Annotated in this window: 14 protein-coding genes and 1 pseudogene; 6 read left to right on the forward strand and 9 right to left on the reverse strand. The window is 38.0% G+C overall.

Features of this window, described 5'->3' with window-relative positions:
• Positions 1-305: 305 nt before the first annotated feature.
• The 3 genes and pseudogenes from PAND9192_RS11850 to PAND9192_RS11860 form a co-directional block, all read left to right on the forward strand.
• Positions 306-1,454, forward strand: coding sequence for a phosphoribosyltransferase-like protein (locus tag PAND9192_RS11850; RefSeq protein ID WP_087853991.1), 1,149 nt, complete (start codon positions 306-308; stop codon positions 1,452-1,454).
• Between the two features lie 247 nt (positions 1,455-1,701).
• The gene (locus tag PAND9192_RS11855; RefSeq protein ID WP_159458240.1) at positions 1,702-2,865 is read left to right on the forward strand and encodes a reverse transcriptase domain-containing protein; all 1,164 of its coding nucleotides are present in this window, start codon (positions 1,702-1,704) and stop codon (positions 2,863-2,865) included.
• A gap of 365 nt (positions 2,866-3,230) precedes the next feature.
• Positions 3,231-4,913: pseudogene (locus tag PAND9192_RS11860) on the forward strand (DNA topoisomerase III); the annotation flags it as partial.
• A 124-nt stretch (positions 4,914-5,037) separates the two neighbouring features.
• Here the strand turns inward: PAND9192_RS11860 and PAND9192_RS11865 are convergent.
• The 3 genes from PAND9192_RS11865 to PAND9192_RS11875 form a co-directional block, all read right to left on the reverse strand.
• On the reverse strand, positions 5,038-5,253 hold the full coding sequence (locus tag PAND9192_RS11865) for a helix-turn-helix domain-containing protein (RefSeq protein ID WP_087820898.1): 216 nt from the start codon (positions 5,251-5,253) through the stop codon (positions 5,038-5,040).
• Positions 5,254-5,262: 9 nt separating this feature from the next.
• Positions 5,263-5,811 carry a DUF2975 domain-containing protein gene (locus PAND9192_RS11870; protein WP_087853994.1) on the reverse strand — a complete coding sequence of 183 codons (549 nt, stop codon included), beginning with the start codon at positions 5,809-5,811 and terminating at the stop codon, positions 5,263-5,265.
• A 108-nt stretch (positions 5,812-5,919) separates the two neighbouring features.
• Positions 5,920-7,542: a sensor domain-containing diguanylate cyclase gene (locus PAND9192_RS11875; RefSeq protein WP_087853995.1), complete on the reverse strand. Its 1,623-nt coding sequence runs from the start codon at positions 7,540-7,542 to the stop codon at positions 5,920-5,922.
• 253 nt (positions 7,543-7,795) lie between these two features.
• Here PAND9192_RS11875 and PAND9192_RS11880 point away from each other — a divergent pair, with 253 nt between their 5' ends.
• A complete protein-coding gene (locus PAND9192_RS11880; RefSeq protein WP_087853996.1) occupies positions 7,796-8,068 on the forward strand; it encodes a hypothetical protein in 273 nt (90 codons plus the stop codon).
• A 60-nt stretch (positions 8,069-8,128) separates the two neighbouring features.
• On the opposite strand, the gene PAND9192_RS11885 is transcribed toward PAND9192_RS11880, so the two are convergent.
• Positions 8,129-10,003, reverse strand: coding sequence for a DUF3413 domain-containing protein (locus PAND9192_RS11885; RefSeq protein ID WP_087853997.1), 1,875 nt, complete (start codon positions 10,001-10,003; stop codon positions 8,129-8,131).
• Between the two features lie 53 nt (positions 10,004-10,056).
• Positions 10,057-10,275 carry a YejL family protein gene (locus PAND9192_RS11890; protein WP_036793798.1) on the reverse strand — a complete coding sequence of 73 codons (219 nt, stop codon included), beginning with the start codon at positions 10,273-10,275 and terminating at the stop codon, positions 10,057-10,059.
• A gap of 76 nt (positions 10,276-10,351) precedes the next feature.
• On the opposite strand from PAND9192_RS11890, the gene yejK reads away from it, so the two are divergent.
• Complete coding sequence (gene yejK / locus PAND9192_RS11895; protein WP_065176297.1) at positions 10,352-11,365, forward strand: nucleoid-associated protein YejK; 1,014 nt, start codon at positions 10,352-10,354, stop codon at positions 11,363-11,365.
• 238 nt (positions 11,366-11,603) lie between these two features.
• Positions 11,604-12,032: a nitrous oxide-stimulated promoter family protein gene (locus PAND9192_RS11900; protein ID WP_234999132.1), complete on the forward strand. Its 429-nt coding sequence runs from the start codon at positions 11,604-11,606 to the stop codon at positions 12,030-12,032.
• A 140-nt stretch (positions 12,033-12,172) separates the two neighbouring features.
• Here the strand turns inward: PAND9192_RS11900 and PAND9192_RS11905 are convergent, their stop codons facing one another.
• From PAND9192_RS11905 to nhaC, 4 genes are all read right to left on the reverse strand, one after another.
• Positions 12,173-13,297, reverse strand: coding sequence for a M20 family metallopeptidase (locus PAND9192_RS11905; RefSeq protein WP_087853998.1), 1,125 nt, complete (start codon positions 13,295-13,297; stop codon positions 12,173-12,175).
• 85 nt (positions 13,298-13,382) lie between these two features.
• Complete coding sequence (locus PAND9192_RS11910) at positions 13,383-13,847, reverse strand: YjiG family protein (RefSeq protein ID WP_087845133.1); 465 nt, start codon at positions 13,845-13,847, stop codon at positions 13,383-13,385.
• Positions 13,847-14,578 (reverse strand): nucleoside recognition domain-containing protein, encoded by a 732-nt coding sequence (locus tag PAND9192_RS11915; protein ID WP_087853999.1) that lies wholly within the window; start codon positions 14,576-14,578, stop codon positions 13,847-13,849. Before PAND9192_RS11915 ends, PAND9192_RS11910 begins: the two co-directional genes overlap by 1 nt.
• A gap of 411 nt (positions 14,579-14,989) precedes the next feature.
• On the reverse strand, positions 14,990-16,441 hold the full coding sequence (gene nhaC, locus PAND9192_RS11920) for a Na+/H+ antiporter NhaC (RefSeq protein ID WP_087854000.1): 1,452 nt from the start codon (positions 16,439-16,441) through the stop codon (positions 14,990-14,992).
• Positions 16,442-17,034 lie beyond the last annotated feature (593 nt).

Raw genomic sequence — 17,034 nt, forward strand, 5'->3', positions numbered from 1 at the left:
TTTTATAAATTATTATCTGTTTTCTAAAGGGAAAGATATGGATGGCTATAACGTTGATGAGATATCTACGCTGACACAGCTATGCCCAATTGTGTGTCAACACCGTTTATTATCCTTATTTGAATAGGTGATTTTTGCAAATCTAGTATTAATACAAGCAAAAAGTAAGACCTTAAATCAAAGGTTTATCAATTAACTATTTGGTTTTTGTTATAGTTCATTAACTCACTGCTTTTTTTTGAAAAAGCACTAAAAAAGCGGCATTATGGTAAAGCCTCTTAAATATAAATGATGGTTTAGATTTTATGTTAAGTAACCTTGCCTATTGCCAGCCGTTCATTAAACAGTTTAAAGTTAAAGATCAAGAGGTTGCTCGTGACTTACTTGATAGTTTAGTGGTAATTCCTACTAGTAGAGTTATTAATGACATCACATGTCAATTAGAAATAATAATGGAGCGTTACGATAGCGTTGCAATATATCCAATAAGGGAATTATTACAAAATGAAGTTAGCTATTTTGATGATAATGACGACAGAATTGTCCCGTTTCTTCAACATGGCACAGAACCGTTAGGTAGTGAAGCCTTCATATCAAACATCATTGCTAATCTGTCTAGAGCCTATAAAAAAAAGGTAATATTGCAAGGTCAGCAATCGCCACCAATATCATTGCTTAGGTCTAAAAAGTGTAAAGCCATAATTCTCGTGGATGACATGATTGGCTCAGGAAAAAGAACATCTGATTTTATTGAAGCAGTCTATCATCATCGAACCATTAAAAGTTGGGTCTCTGGGCACAAGCTAAATTTGCATGTGGTCTCATTTATGGGCTCTGAACAAGGATTGAAGTATCTAAAGTACTGGGAGAAAAAAGCAAGAGTAGAAATTAGCAATCTTGCTACATGTCCCACTTTTTATGATGTACCTAACTCAGTAGCCATGCTACAACTTTGCTCTGACTATGCCAATAATACAGAACGCATGCCCTTGGGTTTTAAGGACACTGCTGTACGCGTTGTCTTTACACATTCGGCTCCTAACAATTTGCCCGCAATTTTTTATAGAAATACTTTTAAGTATACAGCAGCATCAATATCAAAGAGAGGAGTCACAAAGACGTGGAATGCTTTGTTCCCTGCACGTTCGATACCTGTGCAATTTAGAGTAAGTTTAGAAAGTATTGATGAACAACAAATTCCGACTTCTGTACGGTTTAAGCAGTTTTTGGCAGTGATTAATGACGGATTTACAAACTCTAATGATATGCATCTTATTTTGAACTGGTCTTACTCCGTATACCAAGAAGTACTCCATTTGATGATAGATATGAAGTTGCTAACATTAGACGTTTCAACAATTATGATTACTGAACGAGGCTTGAAAGAGTTATCTAGATGGCAGGAAAGTAATTATAATGTTGAATTTAATGAAAAAAACTATTATCCTACATGATGTTAGTTGGGCCGTGAGCACCGTACTGCTAGTTTAGCCATATGGCTTACATGTGGCGCACTATTTAATACTAGATAGTGTTCGACCTCAGTGTTTTTAACATTGAGGGGGTAACTTGGAGAGCATGTTAAGTGTTTTCTATGAAAAATGTCTCGCATTAATCCGCAGTCCACTGCTTCATCAATCTCTGGTGCGTAGCCTTCCGAGTATTAATGAAGCAGTGCTCGGGAGCATCAAAGGTAGCTGTATGACGATCGGCCCAACTCACACTTATATTCAGGAAGGCTTGGAAAAAGGAATTTCGGAACAAAAACTTAAAGGCATTGTATATGAGTCCCTCAAACGAATTAACCCATCTGTTCCGTATTTATTTAGCTTAAATCAAATATGCCATATAACAGGGGTAAGTTACCCTTACCTAAGAGAAATTGTACGTCGTAATAGCACACCCTATAATTTCCATAGAATCCCTAAAAAAAGTGGGGGACACAGATTTTTAACTATTCCAAGAACCGAATTAAAACTAGTACAAACTTGGATCCATAAAGAAATTTTAGCGTCGCAAGCTCCCCATTTTAGGTGTTATTCGTATCACTCTCAATCTTCTATTTTCAATTGTGCAAGAGAGCACTGTTCATCAAAGTGGCTTATTAAAATGGATATTGAAAGCTTTTTTGACTCAATCTCTGAAGTAATGGTTTACAAAGTATTTAGAAAACTTGGCTACAAACCTTTGGTTGCTTTTGAGTTAGGGAGAATATGTACGTATCAACCGACTCATTTAAGAATTAGTAACACATTAAAATGGCGCAATTTCAATACAAATTCGGCTGAATATCCTTACAAGAGAAAAGGTGTAAGCTTCTTTGGACGGCTTCCTCAAGGTGCCCCAACGAGTCCTATGTTGTCTAACTTAGTCTTTCAGGAGATTGATGAGCAACTCCATAGTTATGCGACTGAAAATGGGCTTGTTTATACAAGATATGCCGATGACTTAACCTTTTCGACAATTGATAATCGATTCTCAAGAGAAAGAGCGATTAAATTTGTAAGCTATGTCAAAAAAGTACTAAGAACAGAAAATTTCAATACAAATAAGACCAAGCTAAAGATCATTCCTCCTGGCTCCCGAAAAATTGTGCTTGGGTTAAATGTGGAAGCTCAAGAGCCTTTGCTATCAAAAGGATTCAAAAAACGAGTTGAAGGACACCTTAGAGGAATTGAAAAGTTTGGAATACTACAGCATGTCGAACATCGACGATTTGATACCATTTTTGGTATGTTATCGCATATTAATGGTCTAATTGGCTATGCAAAGCAAATTGATAATGCTTATGGTTTTAGGTTAGAAGCTTGGTTTTCATCCATTCTGACTCAGAATGGAATAGTAAATGAGAGCTTCCAAGAGTAACGACTCCGCAGTGAACAAACCAGTGTAATATGTTTTAGTTTAGACTTAGAAATAGTTATCTGAAGGGTATAAGTAGTCTGAAGCTTGTAACAAGCTTTTGTCCAATATCGAGTTAGCTTTATTATGGCTAGCTCGTTTATTGTTACTTTCTTTCCTGTAGCGTTACGCAGTTATAAGCGCTGAGTAAGAGTAAAGTTTTAACCTTTATTGTTCACTGATATTAACCTCTCTATTTATCTACTAATTCAATCTGGTTATTGAATTTTATCTATAATTTAAGACAACTAAAAAGCTCTAATTTTGCTGTTCACTTATAGATGTATTGTTCAAAATAATAAAAAGTGTGAAAAGAAATATTTACGTTTAAAATCAGTATATTAAACTATTTATTAAAAATAACTTGTAATATTGATCCAGAAGGCCAATTGCTGGTGGATGAAGTGATTGATTATGTCAAAATATCAAAAACTAAAAAAGCCGCCGCACAACGGTTATTGATCTCTGATTTAAACCCCGCAGCGGTTAAAAAAGCTTTAGCAACCATGCGTAGTAATCGTGACTTTATTCCGCTATCAGTATCGGCCTTAGCGCGCTCACGAGCTGATTGGTTATATGGCATGAACATGACTCGTGCTTACACATTGCTTGGTCAAAAGGGCGGTTACCGCGGAGTATTATCCGTTGGGCGAGTACAAACACCTATTTTAGGGTTGGTAGTTCGACGTGATGATGAGATTGCTAATTTTATCGCTAAACCGTTTTATGAAGTTTTTGCGTTAATTAGCTATGGTGAACAAACAATTTTTGCTAAGTGGCAGCCAAGTAAAGCCTGTGAACCTCACCAAGATTTGGAAGGGCGAGTGCTAAATCGAAAATTGTGTGAAAATGTGGTTGAACGGATTAAAGGTCAACCGGCAGAGGTTACACAATCTGAGCGTAAGCAAACCAAGCAAGCGCCACCATTGCCATATTCATTATCAGCATTACAGATTGATGCGGCAAAGCGGTTTGGTATGAGTGCGACCGATGTTTTATCAACCTGTCAGTCATTGTATGAAAAACATAAAGTGATCACTTACCCTCGCTCAGACAGTCGCCATCTACCATTAGATCATTTTAAACAAGCTAATGATGTGTGTCGTGCGATTGCATCGACAGATAATCAGTTAGCAGCCGCGGTTGATAATGCAAATACAGCATTAAAATCAAAAGCATGGAATGATAAAAAAGTGGATGCTCACCATGCGATTATTCCGACACCTAAATCATCATCAGTGTTAACGGGTTATGAAGCCAAAATATACCAATTAATTGCTCGACAGTACTTAATGCAGTTTTATCCTGCGGCTGAATATGCTGATGCTAAGTTAGTGTTTACTATTGCTAGTGGGCTATTTATTGCTAAAGGTCGTCAGTTAATGTCACCTGGTTGGCGAGTATTACTGGGGCGCGATGATAAAAAAGAAGACAGCGATTTAGCCGATAAAGTGCCACCGTTAGATAAAGGCACCGTATTAGTGTGTCGGGATGGTGAGATCAAAGATAAAATGACTGAGCCACCAAAAGCGTTTACGGAAGCGACGTTATTACAAGCGATGACGGGTATTGCTCGATTTGTATCGGATGCATCATTAAAGAAAATCCTCCGTGATACCGATGGCTTAGGTACAGAGGCAACGCGAGCAGGAATTCTAGAGATGTTATTTAAACGGCAATTGCTACAACGCCAAGGTAAAGCGATTCATGCTTCAGAGGCTGGAAAGGGATTAATTTATGCCTTGCCTGATAGTTCAACTTATCCTGATATGACCGCGCATTGGGAACATCAATTACATGATATGGCTGATAAAAAATGTGCCTATCAACCATTTATGGCTGCGTTAGAACAACAAGTTACCGCATTAATGGAACAAGTAAAAGTCAGTGAAGTACCACCAAGTTTGCGTTCACTCACCTCTCCTGAATTTAAGCCTCGTGCTAAAAAACGCAGTTATGCAAAAAAATCGACCTCGACCAAACCTAAGGCTGCACCAAAGCGTAAATCGTAGTGGATGATTTAATTACTGATTGATAACTTACAAAAAAGCAGCATAAATATGCTGCTTTTTTATTATTTATATTTTTTTAAAGTTATTTATATCTTTAAAAATAGTTATTGCCATAAACGAAATACTAATTGTCATCGTTTTTTTGAAATTCAAGAATATCTGCTGGTTGGCAATCAAGTTGTTCGCAAAGTTTATCAAGTGTCGAAAACCGAACGGCTTTTGCTTTACCATTTTTTAGTATTGATAAATTCGCTTCTGTCATATTCATTGCTTGAGCTAATGTTTTTAACCGTATTTTTCGTTTCGCCATTATTACATCTAAATTAATAACAATAGTCATAATAAACTCTTAAATTGTGTAATTTTGTTCATCGGCGAGGTGATAGCCTTCTTTCATAACCCATGAAATTATAACAATAATAGCGCCTATTAATAGGGTTAAAAAATCAATACCCACAAAGCTAATCATAATCATGCGGTGATTGGGTGGATTATTAAAAGTTAGTATTAACGTCATTAATGGTTGGTAAAAAAGTGAACCGCCAACCCAATAAAAGACACTATAACCGAGTTTCTGATAGCAGTTGGCATTCTCTAAAGTAAAGATGTGTTTGTTTTCATAGTTACCAAATAACCGAATCAGAATTTTTAAGGCATACATAATAATCGAGCAGTAAATTAAGCTTGTTACGAGCGCGAGTAAACGAGTGGTCAATGTTAATGGTGTTTCTGTAAGCTGATTAATATCAAAAGATGTTTGTACTATGCCGGTATTTCTTAAAAAGTCATAAGGTGTTGCTACTGTTAACCAAAAATAACAGACTAAAATTGGGGTTAGAATAAAAAATAGCTGCAATAGAATTTTTACTCTGCGGCTTTGTTGTTGAATTTTTGACATATGATTGTTCCTCATTCAGGTTATGAAGCTAGAATATGGCACAATAAAATGCTTTGCAATAAAAAATTATTGTTATTCGATAATTTTTTATTGTTCATGTTTTATTTATTAAGTCGGTGATAGTACTTTAAAGCAGTTTTTACCTTTGGCTTTTGCTTGATAAAGCGCAGTATCCACTTGTTTGAAAAACTCATCATAAGTAGTTGCTTGAGATGGAATAATTGTACTTACTCCAATGCTAATGGTCACAATGGCTTGGTTGTTATTATTTAATCCATCACATGGAAACGGCAAGGCAATATCGTGGATGGTATTGAGCAAGCGTTGGGCATTATTTATTGCTTCTTGCTGATCTTGACCTGGTAATAACAGTACAAATTCTTCACCGCCATAGCGGGCAAATAAAGTGCCAGCGCGACGCTCTACTGTAGAAAGTGCTGTGGCGATCGTTTTTAAGCATTGATCGCCAGCAGCATGGCCAAGTTTATCGTTATAAGTTTTAAAGTTATCAATATCGAGAATGAGTAACGATAATGGCAGTGCAAGTCGACTAGCTCGACGCCATTCTGCTATTACCGTCTCATCAAAAACGCGTCGATTAGCAATATTGGTGAGTGCATCAATCCGTGATAATTTTTGCAGTTGCTCATTGGCTTTATTTAGTGCTTTGGTACGACTTTGTACGCGCTGCTCTAAATCGTGATTGAGTTTTATCAAGTTCTCAGCGGCTTGTAGTCGCAAAATATGCTGTGACACAATAACACCATATTGTTTTAATAATTGATGATGATAAGTGCGGAATGGTTTCCCGGTAATTAAATTATCACAAGCGATCCATCCTATCGGTGTGTCTTCATCCCATAAAGCAATATAAGCACTCCAGCCAAAGCCGATTTGTTTTAAATCATGAAAGAGAGGTGTGTTCTCTTGAATCGCAATATATTCCTTATCTTTTAATGTCTTAGATGCATACCATTGATTAGGGATCGGTGAACAAAAATAAAACTCATCGACTGTATTACCATGAATGTCAGTGCCAAATGTTCCATGCATATTTTTTTGTTCATCAAATAAGAAAATAGCCATGCGATCTATTTGTAGTTGTTTTTTTGCTTCGTCGATAGCAATAAACAACATGTCTCTCATTGAATTACAACGCCATAACTGAAACGAAATATCATGCATACTTTGGAGTTTATTCAATAATGTTTGCTGTTGTTCTTTAGTCGAAAGCAGCTCTTTTTCAGCATTGATGCAATTGATACTGTGATGTTTGGTTGTTTGTTTGGTTTGGCTATTGTTGATTTCGGCAGCAAGCAAAGTGGTCAATATTGCGAAGTGCTTAGGAGTAAGCTGAGAATCTAATGGGACAGCAAGTGTCAGGTGACCAATAATTACTGAACGATGTTTAAGTGGCGTCAATATATAGCGGTAATTAGGTAATACATCAATTGATGCGGTGGTTTTATTAGCGTAATAATGAATATTTTTATAATAATATTCATTTGAAGTAGGAGGAGATATTGGTGGAAAGTGGTAGTGGATCCCTTGTGAGTTGAGATCTAATAATAATTTCCATTCACCATTATATTTGATAATTAATTGGAGGTGATTAACGGCGAAATATTGCATCAGGTTGCGGCAGACTAATTCACAAATAGTTCTAAGACCGTGTGCATTATTATATTGCTTAACAACGGTTTGGTAAAAAGCAGCAACCTGTTTGTTCATTAATACTCTGTTCCATGAGTTAATTAGTTAGTAACGTGGCTATTGTCAACTATTCCCTTATAAATTAGCAGGATATATACCACAAGTTAGTAATATCTTCTTTTTTACAACGATAAATGTGATCTTGTGCATATTTATTATCATTGTGATTCTTATTAATTTTACACTTCAGTTACATAAAACTTATCTATTTTTATTATGTCGAATATAAATTGAGTAGCATAATGTTCGTGCTATGAAAGGAGGCACGAAGATGAAGACGATAATCTTGATGACAATCGTGTATCTGAGTTTATTAAGTGGCTGTAGCAGTAGTCGCCATCAGCAGTTAACGGAATTAGGTTTTGAACGGGCTTACCTTGATGGCTACCAAGATGGTTGCTATAGCCGTTCTATCGCTGCAACGACTCATCAAGAGGGGTTTCGGCGCGATCCGGAGCGTTCAATTACCGTGGTTAAATATCGTCGAGGCTGGCAAGATGGTTTTGATCATTGCTATAGCGATGATCGTGATAGATATCTTTAACTGATCTTAGAACAAATAAATAAAAAGCAGCTCGAAAGCTGCTTTTTTAATGATGCTTATTTAATTTTTGTCGTTGATGCTGTTTGGTACGTAAAAGCGTTTCAGTTCGTGCATCACTTGCATTAATGTCGACAGCTTAGGTTTATCTTGTGCCATTAATTGATAGTTATCATTATAAACACGGTAGTTACCATATTTATCAACCACTGTAGTGGTGCCTTTTTGAATCACCACAATATCACTATTATTACCAGCTAAGATCCAGCGGCGATCATTGTCATTATCAAATAAGCTAATACCCGAGCTGTAATTTGATGGGTTAGACGCAACATTAAATAACGACTCCATCAGTGTTGGCACTACATCAAGGTTACTGGTTGGGCGAGTGACTACTTGCGCAACATGCTGTGGCCAATGAATGATCATTGGTACTTTTATTTGATATTGGCTGTAGTTGCTGTCTGAACCCCAAGTATTATTACCGGTCTCATTAAATTCAGTGCCATGGTTAGATGTCACAATAATAATAGTGTCATCCATCATGTGTTGTGCTTTCAATTGTGCAAACACTTTCGCCAAAATACCATCAATGTGATAAGCCGCATTACGGTAGCTGTTTTTAAGTAAAATGCTGGAATCTACTTTATTATCATGGAGTAGATTACTACCTAAAGACGGTGTAAATTTGGTTGGATAATCACTACTTTCTTCGTATTGATTGACCGATGTTAGCTCAAGTAAGCTAAACCATGGTTTATTAACTTTTTGTTTTTCAATCCAACGATGCCAATCATTAAATGCTAAACGATCACTTGGTGTACGTTTACCATTATCAAGGTTATCAATGGTTGCGAGTTGTGTTTTAGAAAAGATCGCATCACGATAAATAGGCTGTTCAAACCCTTCGCCACTAAATAAGCCAAAGTGATAACCACGACTTTGTAGAGTATCAAGTAATAATGGCGATTTACCTTCAGCGCGAATACTATTGGCATACCCGCTAGGCAAGCCATACAGTAGCCCAAACACACCACTATCATTATTGCTGGTACTGTAATTATTGGTATAGTTTATGTTGTCTGCAGCAAAAGCAGTTAAGTTTGGCATGGTATCGCTATTAACCATGTCGCTACGTAAACTATCAACCATAATAATTAATAGATTTTGCTTAGTACCTTGATCAATAAAGCGAAGTTTATCAATAGGGTAACGCATCATTTCGCTATTGTTGATGCCTTGCTGAGCTTGACGTTTAGCGTATTCTTGGCGATCTAATAAACCATGTTTTTCCATAAAGGTTTTAGCTGTCATTGGGTATGACAATGGAAAGTTTGAGCGCTGCATGGTTACTGGGCGATAAAGATTAGCATCCGCCCAGATATAAATAATATGGCTACTTAGAAAGCATAAACCAAACACAATGGCGATAGGGCCACCAACATTTTTACGGGTTAGCTTTCTAAGTTTACGCCAAATCCATTCTGAGAATATCATCTCGATCAGGAATATGACTGGAACGACAATAAATAGATATTGCCAGCGGGTATTCAATTCTGTTTTTTCGCCACTCAGCAGCAAATCCCACACCAGCGGACTTAGATGTAAGTCAACACTTTGGTAGGCATAAGTATCGAGCAGTAGCGTTGTCAGTCCTACAGTTGAAACTAATACCGCAAACACCCGCATCAAGCGTTGTGAAGGGATAAGAAAACTTGCAGGAAAGAGGATCAGTATATAAATACCAAAGACAAGGAAACCGAAATGTCCGATCCAGCTTAATCCTAGATACAGTTGTCCGATAGTTGTTGTCGGCCATTCTGAATAGATAATATAACGTGTGCCAAGTAGCATGGCAGCGATAATATTAAAAAAGCTAAACCAGTGTCCCCAACTAATTAGCTGGGAAACTTTGTCTTTGTATGTGCTGGCGACCATAAATGTCAATTCTTCTCAGTCTTCAATGCTATGTTTAACCTTGAGAGCTAAACTTAATCTTTTTTAATTGAGGCCTGTAGTGCTTTTGCAAATTTTTGTGCAAGAACTTCACGTTGTGCAACAGGTACATTAGCATTGATAATATTAGTAGCAATATCACCAACAACCATTAAGGCTAACTCTGGTGATGTATTATGTTTGTCAAGAACATCGAACACGTCATCAATGATTTGTTCAACTTTTTTAGTGCTGTATTTTGAAGTAATTGGCATAAGAAATCTTGTTTAATGTTTAGGATAACGACTTATGATAACCTAGAGTTCAGTTTTCCTGAAAACCTTTTCCATTATGAGTCTTACACTTTCGAACGTCATTCTACACCAATTAGTAAAAAACGACCAAGATGAGCTAGAAATTCATCTTAGAAATCAAACTCTTGATAATGATTCTGCGACAGAGGATCTCGTTGCTGAATTACATCGAATTTATAGCAGTAAGGGCACAAAAGGCTTTGCTCATTTTGCCGCGGATAGTGAGTTTGCTCACTGGTTAAAACAATTTCGTCAAGGAGAGTTAGATTTCCTGACATTTTCTAATCAATCAGTGCAGCGTTTACAGACAGAATTAGCGAAATATCCGTTTGCAGAAGCGGGGACATTGGTGATGGCTGAATACCAGTCATTGGCGACTGATTATTTGTTTATTGGTATGTTACCAACGTGTCATAGTATGAAAGTAACCGATCAATTAGGCATTAGTGCAACCGATTATCTTGATATAAATAAGATGGATATTGTTGCGCGAATTGATTTGTCATCATGGGAAACTAATGCTGAATCTACCCGTTACCTGACCTTTGCTAAAGGACGTGTAGGGCGTAAGATTGCTGATTTCTTCCTTGATTTTATGCAAGCTGAAGTGGGTTTAGATGTAAAAGTTCAGAACCAAGTATTGATGCAAGCGGTTGAAGATTTTTGTGCAGATTCGCGTTTAGATAAAGAAGAAAAGCAGCAATATCGTAAGCAAGTTTATGATTATTGTAATGGTCAACTTCAAGCCGGTGATGAAGTTACTGTTAAAGAATTATCAAGTGAATTACCTGCAGCAGATGATGGCACTAATTTCTACGATTTCACCTCTAAGCAAGGTTATGAGTTAGAAGAAAGCTTCCCTGCAGATCGCACTGCAATGCGTAAGTTAACTAAGTTTGTTGGTTCTGGCGGCGGTATGACGCTTAACTTTGACAGCATGTTATTAGGCGAGCGTATTTTCTATGATGCAGAAACGGATACTTTGACGATCAAAGGCACGCCACCTAATTTAAAAGATCAGCTATTACGTCGTTTAAATAGCGATAACTAATACTTGCAGTGAATATGCTGCTAGAGCTGTGATCGACTAAAGCCACTTTGAAGATGTACTCAGCATTGAGTGATATTTTCAAGGTGGCTTTTTGTCATTTATCGCCTTACAACGGCGAAGATTATCTGTTTTTTATATTTGTACATTGTTCGTAATTTATTCGAACAATGTATTAAAGTGCAACAAATAAGCACTAATCTGATCGCTATTATGATTTTTGTTCATTAGGTTCTGATTTGTGCGTAAATTTGATCTTTATCATTGGCACTGCGTACAAGGGATGGATAATGGCGCAACTATGATAGTTATTAACAATCATTCAGTTCGTTCGCAGCGTGAACTGAATACAGTGAAAGCGATGATTCGCCTATATTGTAAAACGTTGCACCGTGGAGCCGTAATGTGCTCTGAATGTGAAAGTCTTATCGAGTATGTTGAAGAGAGAGTAACAGGTTGTCGTCTTGGTCAAGAAAAGCCAAGTTGTATGCATTGTATTGGGCATTGCTATCAATCTGCCAAGCGTCTTCAGATGATCCATGTTTTACGTTGGACGTATCCACGTTATTTTTGGCGTCATCCATTTCGGGCTATACAATTTAAGTTAGACAATTTACGTAGTGTCCAAATGTCATCCGAGAAAACAAATATTATCGCAAAAACCAGTTAAATTGCTATTTACTGAGTTAAGTTGATATTAATTTAAGCTAACAACTGAAACGATTGTCCTTCCTTTGGTAATGTCATTTGCATTATTTAAAAGGAAAAAAGGCTGCAGAAATGCAGCCTTTTTTAATGCTTGTTTATCAGTTATTGGTGAGCGATTTTCACTAACACTTGTTGTAATAAGCGAATACGTGGCTCAATAGAAGCCAAATCTAGCCATTCGTCAGCACTGTGGAAACCCGCACCAACTGGGCCTAGACCATCTAAGGTTGGAATGCCTAAAACAGCGGTTAAGTTCGCATCTGAACCACCACCAACAGCTTGCCAAGTGATATCAATGCCTAGCTCTTTACCAACGGCTTCTACTTGAGCCATTAGTACTTCAGTTTGTGGGCTTGGGACCATTGACGGTTTATGGGCTTCTCGCTCGGCTGTGATTGTCACACCATCAACAAAAGGTGTTTCGGTTAATGCGCGAATTTTAGCATCAACTGCGGCATACTCATCGTTATCCCAGAAGCGGACATCTACCACTACTTGAGCAAAATCTGGAACAATATTTGCGCCCGCACCACCACTTACAACGCCTGCATTTAACGTCGTGCCTGATTCAAAATCTGTCATTGCATTAATCGCTAAAATCCAATGTGCCATTTCAGTGATTGCACTACGACCATTTTGAGGCTCATTACCTGCGTGGGCGGCTTTGCCGTGAAAGCTTAGACAGTAACGTGCCATGCCTTTACGTGCTTTAACTAACGAGCCATCAGCACGTGCTGCTTCTGCAACTAATACATGTTTAGCGTTAATAGCAACGCTTTTTAGCCATTCTTCAGAGTGTAATGAACCGATTTCTTCATCTGGGTTCATACATACACAAATAGATAACGCTTCTAATGCAGCAGGATCGAGATCACGCAATGCATAAACCACGCTTAGTAAGCCTGATTTCATGTCAGACACACCAGGACCGTAAGCACGTTCATTATCATGTGTCATTGGACGAGCGGCAGCAGTGCCAACTGGGAATACGGTATCCATGTGGCCAATAAGCATCACATCAATATGTTCAGCTTGAGGCTTATTACGTACTTCTAAGCCTGTGCCTGCAATACCACAATCAACGCGTTTAACATTCCAGCCTAAATCAAGGTATTTTTGCGCCATGATCGTCGCTACAACGTCGATACCATCAACGGTTAATGTACCGCAATCAATGTTAATAAGAGGGCGTAGTTCTTCAAGGTAATCATTAAGAGAAAAAGACATAGTAAAGACTCCAAGCCATTGATGGCTCTCGGTAATAAAAGAGAGAAGCGCACTGATATTAAGCTAGTACCAGTGCGTTAAGTAATTACACTAATACATTCATTACAAACATTGCTGCAAAAGCATTTAATACTGAAATAGCAATCATGATTGGAATGTAACGGCCTTCAGTACGAATTGGACCCATAATACGACCCATGTATTGCACCTGTGACCCCATTAGATAAATAGCAGGAGCAAGAATTGCAATGTGGTCACCATTTAAAATGCCTTGGTCAAATAGAGTAATAACCACACCAACCGCACCCCCCATTGACATCCATGCGCCGATCAAAACTGCAGCAGCTTCACCGGGTAAGCCAAATATCGCCATAATCGGTGAGAATAGATCACCCATTAATTCTAATGCGCCGGTGATTTGTAGTGCTTTGATGATAACGAAAGCCATCAATACGTTAGGCACTGTTGAGGTCGTTGCAATTACCCAGCCTTTTTTAGCGCCCTCAACAAAAATATCAGTAACCATTGGTTTTTTTGTAGTAGTAGTCATTATGCGTTTTCCTGAGCAACAGTTGTTGGTTTAGTGTCTTTATTGTCTTTACCTTCAGTGATGTTTAAGTACACACGGAAAAGATTGGCACCGACGAATTTGAAGATAAACATAATCGCAACTGCAAGACCGATAGAAGAAGTTACTGCTGGTTCACCAGATGCTGTCGTTAATGTGAATAGCACCGCCCCTGATGAGAAGAAGTTAACAATCGCAGCACCAGCAGAGAACTGGAACATGGTGAAAATATCCGTTTCTCGTTTAGTGAGATGGCCTTCATCATTTAGCTGGCGTGTCATAGCAGCACCGGCATCAGTACTTTGTAGTGAAGCAATTAAAGCCAAACCTGAGTTACCCGGAATACCCATTAATGGGCGTAGTAAAGGGGTTAATAATTTACGTGCAGCATCAAGTGCACCGTAATGCTCAAGCACGTTGATCATACCGAGTGCAAACATCACTGTTGGAATGAGTGTTAAAGCAAAAATAAAACCATCACGAGCACCACTACCGCCTTTACCACGAAATGAAGTTGAAGCCGCTTCTACGCCGTCAGTGGTATCGCTAACAGAATGAACCACACTACCAAACGAGCCGTTTAGGGTCGTAAAGTCAAATACGCCATACCATTGATTAGATTGCAGTGCGCCCGAGAAGAACACCACGGCAAAAATAAGGGCAAGATAGCTGCCAATGGTAACTTTACGACCTTCTATTGGGTTATTGCTCATAGATATATCCTTATAAACGGAAAATAAAAAATGGTTTGACTAAATAAATCCCGATAATTATTTTTTGGGATACGTTACCAAGTAATTTATTTAGTGGTTAATTCGGTAATAGCGGTATTTTCATTAAAAATGAATTTGGAATATTGATTGGGGTCAAGATGTAGGAGTGAAAAGTCAGTTTGATGAAATGTGGATCTTATATTTGTGAACTGGCTCTATAAAGGTGCTGATAGTTGGGTCAATAAAGGGGAGTGTTGCGACTGGAAAGAACATCAAAAAGGTGGGGTTTTAATAAATACCTTTTAGGTATCAACTAGTTGTGATAGTTACAGTGTGAGTTTTTTGCAGGTTTAATAAAAAAAACGCACCCCTTAGAAGTGCGTTTATAGTGTAGACATGGCGTAATACAGCTTACGATGTTAAACGTTTTACTGCCATTAATTCATCTTCGTCATCTTGTGCTAATTGTGCTTCAGTTGCTGGTGGACAGCGATCGACAAACCAGCCCATGTAAGAGCTGACAATCGTGACGATAATACAAACAAAACTTAGCCACATAAATGGTGCATATGAGAAGGTAGCAACACCTAAAATACTGGCCATATAGATACCATTATCACTCCAAGGCACCATACCAGAGGTTAGCGTGCCACCAAACTCGGCATTACGAGATAGGTTTTTACGTTGATAACCTAAACGGTCATAGTTTTTAGCACAAATCTTCGGTGTCAGAATTAACGATACGTACATCGCTGAACCAAATACGTTACCAAGAAAAGCGGTTGCAATGGTTGATACTGCAAGACTGCCTGCTGAGTTTACTTTGCGCTCAAATAAACGTGCGATGGTTTGAAGAACGCCGACTTTATCAAGTAAGCCACCAAAACCTAAACCAAAGATAATCACTGCCACAGAGCCTAGCATTGATGACATCCCACCACGATTTAGAATCGCATCAATAAACTCAACTCCAGAGCTGATTGAAAACGGTGCCCATGCTGCATTAATAGCTTTGATTGGATCCATACCTTGAACCATTATAGCCCATACAATACCCAGTAGTGAGCCAAATGAAATCACAGGGAAAGACGGTAAACGGAACGCCAGTAATACCAATACCACAATCACAGGAATAAACGATAATGGTGAAATAACAAATTGCTTATCCATTGCTGCAATCACAGAATTAACTTGTGACATATCAATACTGCCAGCGTAGTGGAAACCAACAGCAGTAAATAAAATAGCAGTGATGATATAGCTGATCAGTGCGATTGGTAACATACCTTTGATATGTTCCATGATTTCAACGTTAGACATTGAAGAAGCAAGGATCACTGAATCAGACAGTGGTGACATTTTATCACCAAAATAACAGCCAGAAAGTACCGCACCTGCTGTCATTGGTGCCGGAATGCCTAGACCTTGACCAATACCCATCATTGCAATACCAGCGGTACCTGCAGCTCCCCAAGAAGTGCCTGTTGCTAATGCCGTCAATGAGCAGATGATCATTGTTGCAAGCAAGAAAATGGAAGGGTGGATAGCCTCAAGACCATAATAGATAATGGTTGGAACAATACCGCCAGCAATCCAAGTACCGACGAGAGAGCCGACGGCTAATAAGATCAGTACTGCGCCTAAACCGTTAGCAATACCTTTAGTGGCTGCTTTTTCTAGCGATTTATAATCGTGTCCGAGTTTGATACCGAGTGCAATAATTACAAACCAACCGATATACAGCGCCAGTTGGATTGGCAAATTCAATTTTGAGGTAAAAGAGAATGCAAGGGCAAGGAAAATACCTAGGGCAATAATGACTTGCATTACTGAGGGTAGTTTCACTATTGTCTGTTTTTCCATACTTCTAACCTTGTTTTATCGAGCTTGTTGAAATTGGGTCCAACCCAACCAATCAATACTATTTATCATTGGTTTTTAAATCGGATTGAAAAAGACAGCGACTTAAGCGGCGCTACTTTAGCAAATTGATTTATCATCGTGATAAATAATGTTTCTTTCTGTGATCTAAGTCTTTTTGGTATAGATGTTTCGTAAAACACTGACTTTATTTGTTCTTTTGGTGTTAATTAATGGTTCATATGTTGTGTTTTATATTTTTTGTAAAGTCGTAGTGTGTCTATAAAAATCGCATAAAAAGTGGTAGCAAAAGTATAAAAAGCTACTAATTATAATAGTGGCGAACTATCTACCTGCTTATTCACAACAAGGGAGATTATCAGGGAAAGGCTTTTTTTTCAAAGTTATACCAATGTGAACTTTTTACTAAGTTGATTGCATATTTGACAAACAAGCTCTTTTAATCACCATTAAGTGTTGTTTTTAGTGGTTTGTTGGTTGGTTTTTGTACTTTTTGGGGCGTTAATATCACTGATAATAAAACCTAATGTGGCTGATAAGAAACTCAAATGATAATCAAACGATAAAAGATGGTG

Source organism: Photobacterium andalusiense, from assembly GCF_900185625.1.
Taxonomy (GTDB): domain Bacteria; phylum Pseudomonadota; class Gammaproteobacteria; order Enterobacterales; family Vibrionaceae; genus Photobacterium; species Photobacterium aquimaris.